13 protein-coding genes are annotated in these 18,838 nt (G+C 59.7%); 5 read left to right on the top strand and 8 right to left on the bottom strand.

All coding sequences use genetic code 11. The features are described 5' to 3' along the window. Positions 1-238: 238 nt before the first annotated feature. A complete protein-coding gene (locus ACZ89E_RS30655) occupies positions 239-1,459 on the bottom strand; it encodes an aspartate aminotransferase family protein (protein ID WP_476256995.1) in 1,221 nt (406 codons plus the stop codon). A 308-nt stretch (positions 1,460-1,767) separates the two neighbouring features. Here ACZ89E_RS30655 and ACZ89E_RS30650 point away from each other — a divergent pair, with 308 nt between their 5' ends. Then, entirely contained in the window at positions 1,768-6,804 is a 5,037-nt protein-coding gene (locus ACZ89E_RS30650) for a dermonecrotic toxin domain-containing protein (protein WP_476256994.1), read from the top strand. A 37-nt stretch (positions 6,805-6,841) separates the two neighbouring features. Here ACZ89E_RS30650 and argR read toward each other — a convergent pair whose 3' ends face one another. From argR to acs, 7 genes are all read right to left on the bottom strand, one after another. After that, positions 6,842-7,822 (bottom strand): transcriptional regulator ArgR, encoded by a 981-nt coding sequence (argR, locus tag ACZ89E_RS30645; protein ID WP_054044763.1) that lies wholly within the window; start codon positions 7,820-7,822, stop codon positions 6,842-6,844. Positions 7,823-8,070: 248 nt separating this feature from the next. Beyond that, positions 8,071-8,835, bottom strand: a complete 765-nt coding sequence (locus ACZ89E_RS30640) for an ABC transporter ATP-binding protein (RefSeq protein WP_123407318.1) — start codon at positions 8,833-8,835, stop codon at positions 8,071-8,073. Between the two features lie 27 nt (positions 8,836-8,862). After that, positions 8,863-9,975, bottom strand: coding sequence for a M14 family metallopeptidase (locus ACZ89E_RS30635; RefSeq protein ID WP_476256993.1), 1,113 nt, complete (start codon positions 9,973-9,975; stop codon positions 8,863-8,865). A 1-nt stretch (position 9,976) separates the two neighbouring features. Then, positions 9,977-10,675: an ABC transporter permease gene (locus ACZ89E_RS30630; RefSeq protein WP_123514330.1), complete on the bottom strand. Its 699-nt coding sequence runs from the start codon at positions 10,673-10,675 to the stop codon at positions 9,977-9,979. After that, positions 10,672-11,361 carry an ABC transporter permease gene (locus tag ACZ89E_RS30625; protein WP_123407311.1) on the bottom strand — a complete coding sequence of 230 codons (690 nt, stop codon included), beginning with the start codon at positions 11,359-11,361 and terminating at the stop codon, positions 10,672-10,674. The genes ACZ89E_RS30630 and ACZ89E_RS30625 overlap by 4 nt, the downstream gene beginning before the upstream one ends. Positions 11,362-11,452: 91 nt before the next feature. Further along, positions 11,453-12,226, bottom strand: a complete 774-nt coding sequence (locus ACZ89E_RS30620; protein ID WP_476256992.1) for an ABC transporter substrate-binding protein — start codon at positions 12,224-12,226, stop codon at positions 11,453-11,455. A gap of 731 nt (positions 12,227-12,957) precedes the next feature. After that, complete coding sequence (gene acs, locus ACZ89E_RS30615; protein ID WP_149657778.1) at positions 12,958-14,913, bottom strand: acetate--CoA ligase; 1,956 nt, start codon at positions 14,911-14,913, stop codon at positions 12,958-12,960. A 415-nt stretch (positions 14,914-15,328) separates the two neighbouring features. Between acs and ACZ89E_RS30610 the strand changes: the two genes are divergently transcribed. The 4 genes from ACZ89E_RS30610 (at position 15,329) to ACZ89E_RS30595 (ending at position 18,709) form a co-directional block, all read left to right on the top strand. After that, entirely contained in the window at positions 15,329-15,595 is a 267-nt protein-coding gene (locus tag ACZ89E_RS30610; protein ID WP_149657779.1) for a DUF2790 domain-containing protein, read from the top strand. A 189-nt stretch (positions 15,596-15,784) separates the two neighbouring features. Continuing rightward, positions 15,785-16,039 carry a hypothetical protein gene (locus ACZ89E_RS30605; protein WP_149657780.1) on the top strand — a complete coding sequence of 85 codons (255 nt, stop codon included), beginning with the start codon at positions 15,785-15,787 and terminating at the stop codon, positions 16,037-16,039. A gap of 508 nt (positions 16,040-16,547) precedes the next feature. Beyond that, on the top strand, positions 16,548-17,798 hold the full coding sequence (locus ACZ89E_RS30600; RefSeq protein ID WP_092279009.1) for a ribonucleotide-diphosphate reductase subunit beta: 1,251 nt from the start codon (positions 16,548-16,550) through the stop codon (positions 17,796-17,798). Positions 17,799-18,175: 377 nt separating this feature from the next. Further along, entirely contained in the window at positions 18,176-18,709 is a 534-nt protein-coding gene (locus ACZ89E_RS30595; RefSeq protein WP_476256991.1) for a BRO-N domain-containing protein, read from the top strand. The last annotated feature ends 129 nt before the right edge of the window (positions 18,710-18,838 follow it).

Here is an 18,838-nt window from a genome sequence, read left to right as displayed (position 1 = left end):
CTCTCAGAGCCAACTGTGGGAGCCCTTGTGTGGCGAGGGGGCTTGCCCCCGTTGGGTCGCGAAGCGGCCCTAAATCAGTCACCACACTCTCGAATCAGAACGTGGAAACCGATTCACGATTGCTGCGCAATCGAACGGGGGCAAGCCCCCTCGCCACAACAAGCCCGCCCCCACATTGAAGCTAACCCGGCATAAAAATTTGGATCGACGCCTGAATTGTCAGGCGTCGAAGGGTGGATCAGGCTTGCGTCAGTTTTGCAGCAGCGCGCTCGAAACGATCCAGGCCGGCATCGATGTCGGCGTCTTCCACCACCAGGCTCGGGGCGAAGCGAATCACGTCCGGGCCGGCTTGCAGGATCATCAGGCCTTCACGCTCGGCGGCGTTGAAGATGTCCTTGGCCTTGCCTTTCCAGGCATCGCTCAGCACACAACCGATCAACAGGCCCAGGCCACGGACCTGGGTGAACAGGCCGTATTTCTCGCCGATCTGTTCCAGGCGCGCCTTGAACTTGTCGTGCTTGGCATTGACGCCGGCCAGCACTTCAGGGGTGTTGATCACGTCGATCACGGCTTCCGCAACCGCACACGCCAGCGGGTTGCCGCCGTAAGTGGTGCCGTGGGTGCCGACGACCAGGTGTTTGGCCAGGTCTTCGGTGGTCAGCATCGCCGCGATCGGGAAACCGCCGCCCAGGCTCTTGGCGCTGGTCAGGATGTCCGGGGTCACGCCGTAATGCTGGTAGGCGAACAGCTTGCCGCTGCGGCCCATGCCGGTTTGCACTTCGTCGAACACCAGCAACGCGTTGTGCTCGGTGCACAGTTCGCGGGCACCTTGCAGGTAAGCCAGTTCGGCCGGCAGCACGCCGCCCTCGCCCTGGATCGGTTCCAGCACCACGGCGCAGGTCTTGTCCGAAACAGCCGCTTTCAAAGCCGCCAGATCGTTGTAAGGCACGTGGGCGATACCGGTGATTTTCGGACCGAAACCGTCGGAATACTTCGACTGGCCACCGACGTTCACGGTGAACAGGGTGCGGCCGTGGAAGCTGTTCAGCGCGGCGATAATTTCGTACTTCTCAGTACCGAAACGATCGAAGGCGACGCGACGGGCCAGCTTGAACGCGGCCTCGTTGGCTTCGGCGCCGGAGTTGCAGAAGAACACGCGCTCGGCAAACGTGGCGTCGATCAGCTTATGCGCCAGGCGCAGGGCCGGCTCATTGGTGAACACATTGGACACGTGCCACAGCTTGTTCGCCTGCTCGGTCAAGGCACTGACCAGCGCCGGGTGCGCATGGCCCAATACGTTAACGGCAATCCCGCCGGCGAAGTCGATCAGCTCGCGGCCAGACTGGTCCCAGACGCGGGAACCGGCACCACGCACAGGGATGAATGCGGCAGGCGCGTAGTTGGGAACCATTACCTGGTCGAAATCGGCGCGTTGTACCGCAGCGTGCTCAACGGACATCGGAGTCTCCTGAAGAGGAACACTCGCCTGAAACTGGCGAGCGATGAGGGGATTGTAAGGACAGTTTTCAGCCCGGCCTTGCCGCCAAGCGACAACTTCTTATAGCGCAAACCCCGGTTTCAGCCGGGTTTACGGCAATGCGACATATACCGTCGCAAAGGCGCAGTTTAAACCGATGCACGGGATGAGCGGCAGCGTGCGCGACATTAGATTTCAAGTGGTTGGCGAATGTGCGGTAACTATGTACCGCACCTGCGCGATCGATTCGGTGTCTGCTGGCGTCCCCCAACCTGTTCAGGGACGAACCCGTGACTGATTCCAAAGCGCAGCCTCTATGGCCGCAGCATTTCGACAACCACTATGGCCACCTCGCCAACACCCTGCCCCGCTGGCTGATCGACGCCAGCCCTTCCCGCCGAGCCGCCCTGAGCGCCACGGCGCCGCAGATCCGCCAGGCCTTCAAAAACACCTCGCCTGCGCAACACCAGATTCTGAAGCGGCTGAACGCCAGCTACTGGACCGCCCAGAACAGCGTCGACCAGCGCCTGCAACAGCTGCAAGACCCGCGCGCCTTCGGCGAGCCCTTGTTGCGCGACGCGTTGAAAAACCAATACGGCCTCGACCTGGACGTCAATCGCACGTTTTTGCGCCTGTACGTGCCCGCGTCGATTCCCTGGTTCCCGATCCAGTCCGGCGGTGCCCGCGCCTGGACGGTGTCGCTGCTCGACGCCGCGCTGCACAACTTCGAGCCATCGGAGGCCGAAACCGATGCTTACGAGGCCAACTCCACCTACATCACCCAGCCCTCGGCGACCGGTCATTTCGAGGTGCTTGGGCACCTCAAGGATCGCCTGACGATTCCGGACTTTGTGCGCCTGTGCCGGGAACTGGATATCGGCCAGCAATATCAGGACTGGCTCGAAGACAACCTGGGGACGAGCAACCCGGTGACCCAGGCAGTGTTGCAACAGCAAGTCAAGGACAGCCACAAAGCCGCGCTGCGCCTGGCGCTGGAATTAGCGTTGATCGACGACCAGCCGTTAACACCGCACACCTATAACGCGATGCTCGGCGTGATCAATGAAGTGCCGGGCATGCTGCTCGACGGTAAACCGCTGCTGTGCCACGACCTGACGATCATGTCGGCCAGCGTGACCGGCATCCTGCTGTTCGCCCCCGACCTGGAACTCAACCGCAGTGCGGTGCCGGTGGTGGCGTACATCCCGGATGATCCTCAGTCGCCGCTCAAGCAATACCCGTCCACCGCGCACTTCATGGCCGACCTTAGCGGCAAACTGCGCTCGCCCGACTACCAGCGGTTTTTCAGTCGCTTCATTAATCACGCGGACCGCGGGTATTTTTTCGCCGGCCTCAACCAGCGCTTGTCCCGGATCACCTGGCACCCGCACAGCGTCGGCGACCCGCAACCGACCTGGCGCGAAAGCCCGGCACCGCACAGCAACCTGCAGTTTGCCTGCCACGCCATCAGCGGCAATCTGTGGCAACACCTGTATCAGCGCCAACTGGACAAGATCCTCAACGATGGCCGCACCCTGGCCGTCTCGACTGCCAGCAGTGACCAAAAGCAGCGCTGGGAACGCTGGGAATCCTTTACTCACATCGCCTCCACCCTGCTGCAGATTGCCGCGTTCGTTGCGGCGCCCTTCGTGCCCTTCCTCGGCGAGTTGATGCTGGCCTACACCGTTTACCAAGTGCTCGACGAAACCTTCGAGGGCATCATCGACTGGGCGCAAGGCCTGACCGACCAAGCCTTCGAACACACCATGAACGTGCTGCAAACCCTGGTGCAACTGGGGATCTTCGCCGCCGGCGCCACCGTGGCGACCCAGACGTTTCGCCAGGCGTTGCCCAAGGCGTGGATTGATTTCATTGACCGCTTCACGCCGGTCAAATCCACTGACGGTCAAACCCGCTACTGGAACGGCGACCTGGGGCCTTACCAACGGCAAACCCCGCTGCCGAGCGGCAGCCGCCCCAATGCACAAGGGTTGCACACCCTCGGCGAGCACACCTTGCTGCCCCTGGAAGACACGCACTACCAGGTTTCCCATGACGCCACTCGCGGCCAGTTTCGCATCGAGCATCCGACCCGACCCGAGGCCTACAAGCCGCGCCTGGAAACCAACGGCAATGGCACCTGGCACACCGAACTCGAACAGCCGCTGACCTGGGATCGCGCAACGCTGCTGCAACGCCTCGGGCAGGTGGCCGACACACTCTCGGCCAGTGAACGCGAACAAGTGCTGCGAATCAGCGGCTATCACGAAAATGCCTTGCGCCGCATGCATGTCGACCATCAACCCCTGCCGCCGCTGCTGGCCGACACCCTCAAGCGCTTCAAGATCGACAAGGACCTGCAAACCTTTATCGAGCGCATCGCCAGCCAGGACCTGCGCACGTACCTCTCGGCCGACCCGCAAACCCAACTGCAATTGCTCACCGAGCAACTGCCATGGCCCCAGGGCAAAGGGCTGCGTTTGATCGACAGCAGCGGGCAAACAGCCTGGCGCAGTCACACCGGATTGACCCAGGGCGCCCTGGTTTTTGACCTGCCGATGGGCCGTGGCGACGTGCTGGAAATGGCCCTGAGTTTTCTGAGCAAGGCAGAAATCAGAACCCTGTTCGAGGAGAGCTTCGGCGCCCCCGTTCTGGCGCTGGAGGCTCGCGCCGCGAACTTGCGTGCCCGCCTCGCGCGCATCGTGCAGGAACGGCGCGGCACCTTGTTCGAGTCCCGTTATCGTGCGCTGGAGCGCAACGTCGAGCCCCGGGCGCGGCGCCTGATGGACGAGGTTCGGGGCCTGCCGGCCAGTGTCGCCGAGGAACTGCTCAACAGCGCCAGCGGCAAAGACCTGCAACTACTGGAACAAGGCACGCTCAGCCGCGAGCTTCAAGAGCGGGCACGCTGGGCCCAGGAACACGTGCGAGCGGTGCGCGCCCGGGAAAGCCTGGAACTGGCTTCACCGGACAACCCTGACACCGCTCGACTGGCCTTGCATTCATTGCCACGGCTGCCGGGTTGGTCGGGCCAGGTTCGCCTCGAGGTCACGCGCTACTCGTTCAGCGGCGAACGCCTCGACAGCATCGGCAGCCCACAGGCCCCTGAGCGCAAAGTGCTGGTGCAACTGGAAGAGGGCGGTTACCAGGCCTACGACGAACGCGGCGAGGCACTGGCCAACCGCGAGGATTTCTACAGCAGCGTGCTGTGGGCGTTGCCGGACAGCGAACGCCAGCGACTGCAACTGCGCACCGGCCAGGGCCCACGGCTCAAGCAACTGGTGCGCGAACATGCGCTGGATCATGAGGCCTTGCAGAAAGTCTTATCCCCGCACCCGCTGCGCAAACCGCATTACGACCCGCACACCATGCGCCTGCCCGGCGGCATGGAGGGCTACCATCATCTGCAACCCGGAGCGCCTTCGCTGCAGGATCGGGTCCGCGAACTTTACCCGGCGTTTATTCCTGAAGAGGTCGACGCCTACGTGCAGGCCTTGCAACAGCATCCCGATGGCGGCTGGATGGAACTGTCGCGGCGCTACCACGAATACAGAACGCTCCATGACGAACTGCACCTCTGGACCCTGGCCACCCCCTATTTCGACCAGCAAACCGGGGCCAGGCTCAGCATCGCCCAGCGCCTGGACGCCCTGCAAAACCGCAGGTTGCTGATGGAAGAATTGCAGCGTTGCTGGCGTCGGCAAACGGCCCTGAATGACGGCGACCTGGACGCAGGCGATCGCGGCTACATGTTCCGGTGCACCCGCCCGATCATCGGCGAACTGCCGGAGTTGCACGCCGACTTCAGCCACGTGTCGTTCCTGATTCTGGAGGGCCATCCGAACACCCGGGGCGGCGCAGCGTTTCTCAGTCACTTCACCGGCCTGGAACGCATCGAGGTTCGAAACCTGCCCCTGGCCACGTTCCCGGAATCCATCGCCCACCTGCCGAACCTGACCCAAATAGTGCTCAGCAACTGCGGCATCACCCTGACTGCCCAGACCCAAGCCACCCTCGGCTCGTTGAGTCGGCTCAAGGTGCTGGACCTGTCGAAAAACCCGCTGGGCCTGATCGTCAGCCCCCAGGCCATGACCTACCTGAGCTATTTCGACCTTGGCGACACTGGCCTGACCCAACTGCCGCCCGGTCTGCTGAGCCTGGAGCATCTCAATGGCGTCATCCTGCCGGACAACCAGATGACCGAACTGCCCCTTGAACTGTTCGACTTGCCCGCCAGCCAAGCCAGGGGCTTTGACCTCGGCGGCAACCCCTACGACGCCCAGACCCGGGATCGCGTGAAAGCCTATTTTCAAGCGAAGAACGAAGATTGGGGGATCTACGCCCCGCAAGCCGATCTGGAACGCGCCGCCAACCTGTATCCGAAACTGGATCGCGAGATGGCCAGCGACTTCGTCTACCGACTGCCGGGCACGCTGGAGCAAGGACGTGTCGAACTCACACGCCTGGAAGCCGAGTACGACACGCTGACGACGGCGCTCGCCGTCTGGACTGCCGACCTTCCCGCCGTCCACCCTGTCACTGGCCAACCCCTGACTGCGCAAGAAGAGCTGATCGAACACAGCACCCGTGACGACCTCAAGCGCATGATCGAGAAAGGCTGGCGCAAGGAGACGGAGCTGGATGATTTCAACGAAACCCTGGAAGCCTCCTATGAACTGGCCCTGGACTACGTGGTCATCGGCCAACTGCCGACACTGACCGCCGACTTCAGCCACGTGTCGCACCTCTACCTGCACAGCATGGATGGCGTGACCTCGGTCGGCGATGGTTTCCTGCGCTGCTTCCCCAATCTCGAAGGCTTGACCATTCGTGACTACCGATTGGGGGAGCTTCCGCAATCGGTGTTCCACATAGGCGCGCTCAAATCACTGGTCCTGCCGGATTGCGAAATCACATTGACGGCCAACACGGTCCAGGCGTTGGCGGGCATGGAGCACCTGGATTTCCTCGACCTGGGTGGCAACCCGCTGATGCTCGCCCCGGACGTCAGCCATATGCCTCAAATGGCCACGTTGATTCTCGATCACACGCAGATCACCGAATTACCCCCGGGCCTGCTGAACCTCACCGAGCTCGACATTGCCAACTTGAGCGACAACCGGATCGTCGAGCTACCCCACGCCATTCTGGAGACGCCGGTGGAGCTCGCTGAAAGAATCAACCTGCGCGGCAATCCGCTTTCCGAGCAGAGCCTGCAACTGCTGCTGGCTTACTTCAAGAACACCCACTGCGACTTCGGCGTGGAAGAGGTTATCCAACTGGCTGAATTGGAGGTGTCGGACTCGGAGGAATCGACGGTGGAAGACTGAATCGCGGCGCCAGCCCTGCTGGCGCACATCGACCGGATCAACCGCGCTCGGAAGGCACCGAGGACAATTCGAACGGACTGCTGCTGCGCCGCTGGTTGCGATCTTCCCGCGGCGTGGCGCCGAAGAAATTGCGGTAGGCGCTGGAGAAGTGCGGCCCCGAAGAGAAGCCACACGACAGGCCGATCTGGATGATCGACTTGCTGGTTTGCATCAACATCTGCCGGGCCTTGTTCAGGCGCAGTTCCAGGTAGTACTGGCTCGGCACGCGGTTGAGGTATTGCTTGAAGATCCGCTCCAACTGCCGGCGGGACACGCACACGTGCTGGGCGATTTCGTCGGTGGTCAGGGGCTCTTCGATGTTGGCTTCCATCAGCAACACCGCTTGGGTGAGCTTCGGATGGCTGGAGCCGAGACGGTTTTGCAGGGGAATGCGCTGGCGTTCGCCACCCTCGCGGATGCGTTCGACCACCAGTTCTTCGGACACCGCACCGGCCAGTTCGGCGCCATGGTCACGGGCCAGTACCGCCAGCAGCAAGTCGAGCACCGACAGGCCACCGCACGCGGTGAGGCGATCGCGATCCCAGTCGAACAAATGACTGGTGGCGATGACTTTCGGGAAGCGTTCGGCGAAATCGTCCTGCCAGCGCCAGTGCACGGCGGCGCGATAACCGTCGAGCAAACCGAGCTGCGCCAACGGGTAGACCCCGGCGGACAAACCACCGATCACACAACCGGCGCGCACCAGTTGTTTCAGCGAACTGCTGAGGGCTGGCGCGAGTGCGGTCGGCGGCTCATCGGCGAGCAAAAACAGTTTCTGGAAGTTTTCGAGCTTGCCGGCCCAGGGTTCACCGGGCAATTGCCAGGCACCTTCGGTCGGCGGTTCGGCCTGCAAGAACGACAGTTCGTAGACAACGTCCGGATGCACACGCTGGGCAACACGCAAGGCCTCCTCAGCCAGCGCAAGCGTCAGAGCTTTAGTGCTGGGCCAAATCAGGAAACCAATTCGATGGGCAGTCATGGCGGGCAATCCGAAACGAAAACAGTGATGAAGGCATGGGCCAATGCTAGCCCGTAAATGAACGCTTATCTCGAAACTGGCAGCGATCCCCTGTAGGAGCGTGGCTTGCCCGCGAAGGCGGTGTGTCATTCACAAATGATGTCGACTGACACGGCCTCTTCGCGGGCAAGCCTCGCTCCTACAGGGGATCGAGGCCAGTCTTTAGGTCGCGAAGCATGCACTATCCCGGTGCACAACGGGAGCCCGGTTTACTTCAGGCTGCCCGAGAGGAACTGTTGCAGACGCTCGGACTGTGGATTGACCAGCACTTCACGCGGGTTGCCGCTCTCTTCAACCACACCTTTGTGCAGGAACACCAACTGGTTCGACACTTCACGGGCGAAGCCCATTTCGTGGGTCACCACCACCATGGTCCGGCCTTCCAGCGCCAGGGCCTGCATGACTTTCAGCACGTCGCCGACCAGTTCCGGGTCCAGAGCCGAAGTCGGTTCGTCGAACAGCATCACTTCAGGCTCCATCGCCAGTGCACGGGCAATTGCCACGCGCTGCTGCTCGCCGCCGGACATATGGCCCGGGTAAGCGTCTTTACGATGAGCCACGCCAACCTTGTTCAGGTAGTGCTCGGCTTTCTCGCGCGCTTCGGCCTTGGTCATGCCGAGCACGTGGACCGGCGCTTCCATGATGTTTTCCAGCGCGGTCATGTGCGACCACAGGTTGAAATGCTGGAACACCATCGACAGGCGCGAACGCATGCGTTGCAGCTGTTTCGGGTCGGCGGCCTTCAGCGCGCCGTCCTTGTTCGAAACCAGTTTCAGCTCTTCGTTGTTGAGCAGGATCTTGCCCGCGTGCGGCTGCTCGAGCAGGTTGATGCAGCGCAGGAAAGTACTTTTGCCGGAGCCACTGGAGCCGATGATGCTGATCACATCGCCAGCCGCCGCTTTCAGGGACACGCCCTTGAGCACTTCGTGACTGCCATAGCGTTTATGCAGGTCTTGGACTTCAAGTTTGTACATGCGGTCGGTTCTCACAAAAACAGTCAGTCAGTCGTTAAGCAAGCGCCCGTGACGCAGCGCTTCGCGCCCCGCCACCTTGGCCAGCCAGAAACCGGGTTGGGCATAACGTAGCCGTTCAATGGCAAACAGCACCCCGGACGTACCAGCACACACCGTGCTGACCCGATCCGCCAACGGATCGATCACTTCGAAAATCTCATCGCCGGCTTCAATCCATTCACCGGGTTTACGCAGGAAACTCACCACACCGGGGTGCGGCGCGAACAGCAATTCAGTGCCTTCGAACGGCATGCCTTCGCAGGCTTCGTGCGCCGGTTTCGGCCATTCGCCGCTGATCAGGCCTTGCTCGGCGAGGAACGCCAAAATGCCTTCGGCGTGGAACTCGGCTTGCGGGCGACCGGTGTCAGCCTGCCCGCCCAGCTCGATGGTGGTCGCCAGGCACGCCAGAGGGATCTGCGCGTCCGGGAACAGCCGCGACAGACGCAGCCATGACAGCGAACAGGCTTCATCAAAGGAGCTGCCGCCGGAATCTTCCGCCAGCAAACCCACCTTCACGTCCAGATGCGCAGCCAGCGAACGCCATTGCGGCCAATGTTGCGGCAAGGCGTACATGTGCAGCGCGGCCTCGGCATCGCAATGCAAATCCAGCACCACGTCGGCGGTGCAGGCATGGCTGAGCAAGATGCGCTGCATGCCTTGCAACTGGCTGGCGGCGGGTGGCAATGCGGCCAAGGTGTCGCTCATGGCCTGGCGGATCAAACGGATATTGGCGTGGGGATCATCCCCCAGGCGCCCGTCCACCGCAGCGGCCACGGGGGCGCTGAGTTCGACGAAATCGCGGTTGAAGTTTTTGCCGCTGCCCGCGTCGAAACGCCCTTGATGGTTGCCTTGCAACAGTTGACCGAGGCCCAGTGGGTTGGCCACCGGCACCAGTTCGATCACGCCGTTGAGCAAGCCTTGGGCTTCGAGCTCACCTAAACGCTTTTTCAGCTCCCACGCGGTGCGCATGCCCGGCAGTTCATCGGCATGCAGACTGGCCTGGATGTAGGCCTTGCGCTCGCCAGTGCCGAAACGGAACACCGAAATCAGGCGTTCGCTGCCCAGGTGACTCCACGGCAATGAATGATCGATGCGTTCCATATCAGTGCTTCCGCGGGGCCATATAGCCCAGCCAGCGGCGCTCGGCCAGTTTGAAGATCTTCACCAGGATGAAGGTCAGGCACAGATAGAACACGCCGGCGGTGATGTACGCCTCGAACGGCAAGTAGAACTGGGCGTTGACCGTGCGCGCGGCACCGGTGATGTCGATCAGTGTCACGATGGACGCCAGACTGGTGGTCTGCAGCATCATGATCACTTCGTTGCTGTACTGCGGCAGCGCCCGGCGCAAGGCCGACGGCAGCAGGATGCGCTTGTACATCTTGTAGCGGGACATGCCCATGGCCTTGGCCGCTTCGATCTCGCCGTTCGGCGTGGCCCGCAGGCTGCCGGCGATGATTTCCGCGGTGTAGGCGCTGGTGTTGATCGCAAAGGCCAGGCACGCACAGAACGTCGCGCTGGACAGCCACGGCCACATGAAGCTCTCACGTACGGCTTCGAACTGCGCCAGGCCGTAGTAGATCAGGAACAGTTGCACCAGCATCGGCGTGCCGCGGATCACGTAGGTGAACAGCCAGGCACTCATGTTGACGACGGAGTTCTTGGACACGCGCATCAGCCCCAGCGGCAACGCCGCCAGCAGACCAAAAAACAGCGACAGCGCGAGCAACTTGAGGGTGGTCACCAGGCCGCCGAAGTACAGCGGCAGGGCCTCCCAAATGACGTTGTAGTCGAAGATCATAGATCAGCCGCCCTTACGCCTACCGAGTAGCGCTTCTCAAGGTGACGCAATGCCAGCAACGAGACACTGGTGATCACCAGGTACATCGCCGCCACTGCGAGGAAGAAGGTGAAAGGTTCGCGGGTGGCATCGGCCGCCTGCTTGGCCTTGAACATCATGTCTTGCAGACCCACCACCGAAATCAGCGCGGTGGCCTTGGTCAGTACCAGCCAGTTGTTGGTGAAACCCGGAATCGCCAGGCGAATCATCTGCGGCACCAACACCCGGAAGAACACCTGAAAACTGCTCATGCCGTAGGCCATGCCCGCTTCTGCCTGACCTTTCGGGATCGCCATGAAGGCGCCACGGAAGGTTTCCGACAGGTACGCACCGAAGATGAAGCCCAGGGTGCCGATACCGGCGGCCAATGGGTTCAGGTCGATGTAGTCGTCAAAGCCGAGCATCGGTGCGACGCGGTTGAGCAGGTCCTGACCACCGTAGAAAATCAGCAGGATCAGCACCAGATCGGGAATCCCGCGGATCACCGTGGAATACAGGTCGCCCAGCCAGGCCAGCCAGCGGATCGGGGACAGACGCAGCGAAACGCCGATCAAGCCCAGAACAATGGCCAGGACCATGGACGACAAGGCGAGCTGAAGCGTCAGCCATGCGCCATCGAGGATGACAGCCCCGTAGCCTTTCAACATGATTCAGGTCCTCGAAAGTTGGGATGAAAAAATGGCGCAAACCTCAGAGATCCTGTTGCTTGCGCCATTTCGGACTTGTCGCTCGGACGTGTTACTTGCCGTAGATATCGAAGGCGAAGTACTTGTCCTGGATTTGCTTGTATTTGCCGTTCTCGCGAACGGCGGTGATCGCGGTGTTGATCTTGTCTTTGAGCGCATCACCCTTGCGAACGGCAATACCCACGCCGTCGCCGAAGTATTTGACGTCGGTGAAGGCCGGACCGACGAAGGCGAAACCTTTGCCGGCGTCGGTTTTCAGGAAACCGTCATCCAGCAGCGTAGCGTCTGCCACGGTGCCGTCGAGGCGGCCGGCGGCCACGTCGAGGTAGATTTCGTTCTGCGAACCGTAAGGCTTGATCTCAGCACCCAGCGGGGCCAGGACTTCGCGGGCGAAACGCTCGTGGATCGAACCACGTTGCACGCCGATGTTCTTGCCCTTGAGCTCGGCCAGGCTTTCGCTGACTTGAGTGCCGGCCTTCATGACCAGGCGCGCCGGGGTGTTGTAGTACTTGTTGGTGAAGTCCACGGACTTCTTGCGGTCTTCAGTGATCGACATGGACGACAGGATCGCGTCGATCTTGCGCACTTTGAGTGCCGGGATCAGACCGTCGAACTCTTGCTCGACCCAGACGCACTTGACCTGCATCTGTTCGCACAGGGCGTTGCCGATGTCGTAGTCGAAACCGACGATGCTGCCGTCCGGGGCCTTGGAGGCAAACGGAGGGTACGCCGCTTCGATACCGATCTTCAGGGGCTTTTCATCGGCGAAGGTCGGCAGGGACAGCACGGACAGTGCCAGGGCGCCAAGCAGCACAAGTTTCTTCATCTTGGGACTCCATCGGTAAAGGGCAAAAACGGCAGAGTGAGCACAAGCCCAATATGCGAATGGGTTAAACGGGAAAGCGGTGCTGCGTCCTGAGAAACCCGCGCTGATTTCAACGCGAGCAACGACGAGCGAGTGATCGGCATTCTAACGACAGGCCCGAAGTCGATATTTCTTCAATGCGACAACTAATTACAGATGCACTGAGAATGCCGCTTGGGCACGTTGACAGCCTTGCAATTTCATGCAAGAGCAAAAGATTGTAAACCGATCTATGCTGCAAATTGCGGGCCTATTATTGGCAAAGCCTTCTAATCCGGCAAGCGCAGCGTTATGTCTTATTTTTCATGGGCGTTTCCGATGCCCTGAAACGGGACGTTGCGTTTCCCTACGCCCCGGATCGGCGGGGGCGGTTACACATTCAGACACACTCATGGGTGGAGGTAACAGTGGGAAATGGCCTACAGGTGATGCCGATAATTATTCGGCTCACCCGTTGATCGTTCCCACGCTCCGCGTGGGAATGCCGCCATGGACGCTCCGCCTCCGCCGTTGACGCTGTGACGCAGAGCGTCACGGGATGCATTCCCACGCGGAGCGTGGGAACGATCCTACCTCTGTAGGCGCGAGGCTTGCCCGCGAAGAGGCCGGACCTGCCACCCCAAAAACCCAGGCAATAAAAAACCCCACCAGACGTTTTGCCTGGCGGGGCTTGTGCGACTCAGAACCGCTGCTTACGCGACGTTCATCGTCTTGTGCGTATCAATCAAATGCTGCACCACGCCCGGATCCGCCAGGGTGGAGATATCCCCCAACCCATCGTATTCGGCCGTGGCAATCTTGCGCAGGATCCGGCGCATGATCTTGCCCGAACGGGTTTTCGGCAGCCCTGGCGCCCACTGGATCACATCCGGCGAAGCAATCGGGCCAATCTCTTTGCGTACCCAGTTTTTCAGCTCCAGGCGCAGTTGCTCGCTTGGCTCTTCGCCATTCTTGAGGGTGACGTAGACATAAATGCCCTGCCCCTTGATGTCGTGCGGCACGCCAACCACGGCAGCCTCGGCGACTTTCGGGTGCGCGACCATCGCGCTCTCGATCTCGGCCGTGCCCATGCGGTGCCCGGAAACGTTAAGCACGTCATCCACGCGACCGGTGATCCAGTAATAACCGTCTTCGTCGCGACGGGCGCCGTCACCGGTGAAGTACATGCCACGGAAGGTCTTGAAGTAGGTATCGACGAAACGGTCGTGATCGCCATACAACGTGCGCGCCTGGCCTGGCCACGAATCGAGAATCACCAGGTTGCCCTCGGCGACGCCTTCGATGATGTTGCCCAGGTTGTCGACCAACGCCGGCACCACACCGAAGAATGGACGTGCTGCGGAACCCGGCTTGAGGGCGTGAGCACCCGGCAGCGGGCTCATCATGTTGCCGCCGGTTTCGGTCTGCCACCAGGTATCGACGATCGGGCAACGGGACTTGCCCACATTCTTGTAATACCAGTCCCACGCTTCCGGGTTGATCGGCTCGCCGACCGAACCGAGCAGGCGCAAACTGCTGCCATCGGCGCCTTCAACAGCGGCTTGCCCCGACGCCATCATTGCGCGGATCGCGGTTGGCGCGGTGTAGAGGATGTTGACCTTGTGCTTGTCGATGATCTTCGCCACCCGGGTGATATCCGGATAGTTCGGTACGCCTTCGAACAGCAACGTGGTCGCGCCGTTGGCCAATGGGCCGTAGACGATATAGCTGTGGCCAGTGACCCAGCCGACGTCGGCGGTGCACCAGAAGATTTCGCCCGGACGATAATCGAACACGCGCTCGTGGGTCATCGCCGCGTACAACAGGTAACCGGCGGTGGTGTGCTGCACGCCCTTTGGCTTACCGGTCGAACCGGAGGTGTAAAGGATGAACAGTGCTTCTTCAGCGCCCATTTCTTTCGGCGCGCACACACTGCCCGCCACTTTCATCAGGTCTTCGTACCAGATGTCGCGATGCTGGTTCCACTTGATGTTGCCACCGGTGCGCTTGCACACGATGACTTTCTGGATGCTGCTGGTTTCCGGGTTGGTCAGCGCATCGTCGACGTTGGTCTTGAGCGGGATCTTCTTGCCGGCACGAACACCTTCGTCAGCCGTGATCACTACTTTGGATTTGCAGTCGATGATGCGACCGGCCAAGGCTTCCGGCGAGAAACCGCCGAACACCACCGAGTGAATCGCGCCGATCCGGGTGCAGGCCAGCATGGCGACCACGGCTTCAGGGATCATCGGCATATAGATAGTCACCACGTCGCCGCGGTGCACATCCTGGCCGCGCAAGGCGTTGGCGAACTTGCAGACTTGTTCGTGCAGCTCGCGGTAGGTGATGTTGCGGCTCTCGGCCGGGTCATCCCCTTCCCAGATAATCGCGATTTGATCGCCGCGCTCGGCCAGATGGCGGTCGAGGCAGTTGTAGGAAACGTTCAGGGTGCCGTCGGCGAACCATTTGATGTCGACATGGTGATCGTCGAAGGAAGTCTGCTTCACCGTGGTGAAAGGCTTGATCCAGTCGAGGCGCTTGGCTTGCTCGCGCCAGAAGCCGTCCGGGTTGACGACCGACTGCTGGTACATGGCCTTATAGGTGGCCTCGTCAGTCAGCGTATTGGCTGCTACCTCGGGACGAACGGGATACAAAGAAGCCGCACTCATCTTTCTTACCTCGGTGGAATAGTTGTTTTTGTATGGCTCTGTTGTAGCCGGGCCGGGCCTATAGAACCATTCGACGATGGTAGTAACAAGCCCCTATAAAACGTCGTGGTTACGCCCCTTTTTGGGTTAAACCCCCGCAATCCGGGCCTCCCCGCCCCCGTAGGCGCTGGCGAAGCCTGTGAACTTTCGCTCTTTGCAGGGATTGTTACCAAATCCGCGAAAGGTGTTTATCAAAACCACGGGTATATGAATCCACCCCCCACGCCTAAAATCAGCCCCGCCAACAAGGCAACCCTGATTAACCAAGTTGCAGCCCCCACGAAGGCAGTTAATCAAAACACCAAGTACTGAAGTTCCACACGCAATCCCAAAAAGATTGCGTGACCCCTCACGACTTTAGAAAGGTAAAACTGAAATGAAAGCTTTATTAGTTCTGGCCCTCAGCAGCTTGTGCTTAAACGCCATGGCAGACGAGGTCCCGACTGATGTCGCACAGCAACAACCCGTGGTAGAAGAGGAATACACCTACTCCACTCACTTGGACATCGCCAATGTAGTGTCCATGAGCGAAGTCCCGAACGTGTGCGAAGTGGTTCCGATGAAAATGGAATACGACGACTCCAAAGGCCAACGCCACATCCTGCGTTATAGCGTCATGGGTAACGGCTGCTCTAACGGCTGATCTTCCCGCACTTTCCCTTAACGGTTCGACCCACCTGCCCGCTGTTTAAGGCCGATGAAGCGCCGAACCGTATACATCGATAAATACGATTGTTTAGTGCGATTATTTGCGCTTTTTAATCAAATTAACCGGCGTAGTATGAATTCCACACCCAAGGCACAAAACGCCAACGAACCTGGAGCCACCACCATGAAAACCAAACTGATCCTTGCCCTGACCCTTTCCGTACTGGCCGGTAGCGCTTTCGCTGCTGATGGTTATGACCGTACGGGCTCCGCCGTCGCCGCTGACGGTTACGATCGCACCGGCTCTGCCGCGGTTGCTGCGGATGGCTACGATCGCACCGGTTCCGCCACCGTTGCAGAAGACGGCTACGACAAAACCGGCTCGGCGACCTTCGCTGCCGATGGTTTCGAACGCACCAACTCGGCGACTTTCAGCTGACATTTGGCTGAATCAGCATTGCCCGACTTCGGTCGGGCTCAGTTGTGTCTGGAGCCATCGAAAAGCGCCTCAAAACACAACATGTAGTGAAAAACCGGTTTTTTGGCTATTTTTTGAGCAAAAAAACCAACTCGCCAAAATTAATGAAAAAAAATCTGCCCCCGCGATACCCAGCCAAAGCCCTGTAAACCCTCGCTCCGACCAAAAAAACCTCCCCCACCGTCCGATCTCAGTGCCATTTCGTCGCACCACAGCCCTGTTTTTTTCCCTATAATGCGGCGTTAAACGGGCCTGCAATATTCCCTTACACGGATCAGCAGCCAGTCTGAAGCCCACGCAGAAGCGATTGCGTTTTTCTGCGCCCGTCAGCGGCTTCGGCCCCGTAAAAAATTCCTGTTTTTGCCTGCCTTAGCTGCAATTACATTTTCTTAGATCCAACGCGGCCAGTACGACCGTGTGACAAACCATCACATGGGCAATCTGGCCCTCACGCAGGAGACGACACGTCATGCTGAGCTGGGACGAATTCGACAAAGAAGACACGGGCGAAGTAGCCGTAAAAGGCGCCAACGCCGGCCACGCGACTGAAGCCAACATGGACCGCCTCGACACCGCCGGTGGCGTTGCCGCCCAAGAAGCGCGCGCCGTGACCGCCTCCGACTCCGCCGCCATCGCCCGTGCCAAGGCCGCCCTGGACAACCTCGACGTTGCCGAAGGCCTGGCCGAACTCGAAGGCGCCTCCGCCCGTGTTGCCGTCGACGAAAAGCGCATGATCAACTGCCGCGCCGACCTCAACCAACTCGTCCCGTTCAAGTACGACTGGGCCTGGCAGAAGTATCTGGACGGCTGCGCAAACCACTGGATGCCGCAAGAAGTCAACATGACCGCCGACATCGCCCTCTGGAAAGACCCGGAAGGCCTGACCGACGACGAACGCCGCATCGTCATGCGCAACCTCGGCTTCTTCTCCACCGCCGACTCCCTGGTTGCCAACAACCTGGTCCTGGCCGTGTACCGCCTGATCACCAACCCGGAATGCCGCCAGTACATCCTGCGCCAGGCGTTCGAAGAGGCGATCCACACCCACGCCTACCAGTACTGCATCGAATCGCTGGCCATGGATGAAGGCGAGATCTTCAACATGTACCACGAGATCCCATCGGTCGCGAAAAAAGCCACCTGGGGCCTCAAATACACCCGCTCGATCTCCGATCCGAAGTTCGAAACCGGCACCGTCGAAACCGACAAAGAACTGCTGCGCAACCTGATCGCCTACTACTGCGTCCTGGAAGGCATCTTCTTCTACTGCGGCTTCACCCAAATCCTCTCCATGGGCCGCCGCAACAAAATGACCGGCGTCGCCGAGCAGTTCCAATACATCCTGCGCGACGAATCCATGCACCTGAACTTCGGCATCGACGTGATCAACCAGATCAAAATCGAAAACCCGCACTTGTGGGATGCTGAAATGAAGGAAGAAGCTTCGCAGATGATTCTGCAAGGCACTCAGCTGGAGATCGAATACGCGCGTGACACCATGCCTCGCGGCGTACTCGGCATGAACGCGGCGATGATGGAGGACTATCTGAAGTTCATCGCTAACCGTCGTCTGTCGCAGATTGGGTTGAAGGAAGAGTATCCGGGGACTACGAATCCGTTCCCTTGGATGAGTGAAATTATGGACTTGAAGAAAGAGAAGAATTTCTTTGAGACTCGGGTTATTGAATACCAAACCGGTGGTGCGCTTAGCTGGGATTAACTCCCGAGGCTAATCGAAAACCTAGAAGCCCCGATCTAATCGGGGCTTTTTAATGCCTAGAAGAAAACTTGGTCGTCCCTACATCACCTGGCTAAAACTCCTACAGCATATCCAGCCGTTTCCTGATTGATCCCACTTCAATGCACCTCTAAGCTCAATCCAGGTGCCTAAGAAACGCCCAACGTAGAAGCTGACTTATTCACACAGAACCGCGTTTTGTCTTGAAGACTTGCGCGTGAACTTGTGTGAAAGAGAATGGCTGTTGGGATTTCTTACCTCCTCTACGTTGGGTCTGGCTCTATCCAATTCATTCGTAGAGGTAATGGATATGCCCACACAACAAGCAATCCGCTCTCCTGGCATTTTGGAGATCGGTCATGTCTGATCCCTTCATCCCCACTGTCTTCACCCGCCAAAACTTATACCTTCACGCCCTCCTCCTGGAAAACCAGCCATGGTTCTGTGCCCGCGATCTGGGTCGCTTAATGGGTTTCCATTTGAACGATCGATTGGTCAGCAAACTAGACGAAGATCAGCGGCATACATTGCTGATCAATTATCACGGCCAGCCGGAGAAGCGCTTGATGCTCAGCGAGTCCGGCGTGTATGCGTTGCTGGTCTATCACTACGTGCCAGGGAATCGGTTGTTGCGCGAATGGTTGACTCATCAAGTGGTGCCCGCCTTACGTGATGCCGTGCCGTCGAAGAATCCTGATCGACCAATGTTGAGTTTGTTGGATTGGCCGGAGATGTCGTTGAGTCTGTTGCATTGGCAGGATGAGGGCTGGATTCGGCTGCGGGACATGCCTTATCTGTTGCTCAATCGCACGCGGCGGCGCGTTCCAGCGGTTAAGCCTTGGTGGCGCAAGGTCTTGGAGGCGATTTACTCTTCGAAGCACTCAATCGGCTAGACCTGGTTTCGCAGACGCCCCCCAGTCAGTATCGTCCGAGGGCTTTCAACCCTCGGCGATGTTATGAGCGCAAAGAGGAAAGAAAGCGCCTGGAGTGCCCTTGAGATTAAGGCCAATCGCCTTGGCGCA

The organism is Pseudomonas sp. TE3899, assembly GCF_056279105.1.
This window is presented reverse-complemented; position numbering and strand designations above follow the sequence as displayed.

Coding starts and splice junctions, on each gene's coding strand:
- ACZ89E_RS30655 (WP_476256995.1), bottom strand. CDS start 1,459: ATGTCCGTTGAGCACGCTGCGGTACAACGCGCCGATTTCGACCAGGTA.
- argR (WP_054044763.1), bottom strand. CDS start 7,822: ATGACTGCCCATCGAATTGGTTTCCTGATTTGGCCCAGCACTAAAGCT.
- ACZ89E_RS30640 (WP_123407318.1), bottom strand. CDS start 8,835: ATGTACAAACTTGAAGTCCAAGACCTGCATAAACGCTATGGCAGTCAC.
- ACZ89E_RS30635 (WP_476256993.1), bottom strand. CDS start 9,975: ATGGAACGCATCGATCATTCATTGCCGTGGAGTCACCTGGGCAGCGAA.
- ACZ89E_RS30630 (WP_123514330.1), bottom strand. CDS start 10,675: ATGATCTTCGACTACAACGTCATTTGGGAGGCCCTGCCGCTGTACTTC.
- ACZ89E_RS30625 (WP_123407311.1), bottom strand. CDS start 11,361: ATGTTGAAAGGCTACGGGGCTGTCATCCTCGATGGCGCATGGCTGACG.
- ACZ89E_RS30620 (WP_476256992.1), bottom strand. CDS start 12,226: ATGAAGAAACTTGTGCTGCTTGGCGCCCTGGCACTGTCCGTGCTGTCC.
- acs (WP_149657778.1), bottom strand. CDS start 14,913: ATGAGTGCGGCTTCTTTGTATCCCGTTCGTCCCGAGGTAGCAGCCAAT.
- ACZ89E_RS30610 (WP_149657779.1), top strand. CDS start 15,329: ATGAAAGCTTTATTAGTTCTGGCCCTCAGCAGCTTGTGCTTAAACGCC.
- ACZ89E_RS30605 (WP_149657780.1), top strand. CDS start 15,785: ATGAAAACCAAACTGATCCTTGCCCTGACCCTTTCCGTACTGGCCGGT.
- ACZ89E_RS30600 (WP_092279009.1), top strand. CDS start 16,548: ATGCTGAGCTGGGACGAATTCGACAAAGAAGACACGGGCGAAGTAGCC.
- ACZ89E_RS30595 (WP_476256991.1), top strand. CDS start 18,176: ATGTCTGATCCCTTCATCCCCACTGTCTTCACCCGCCAAAACTTATAC.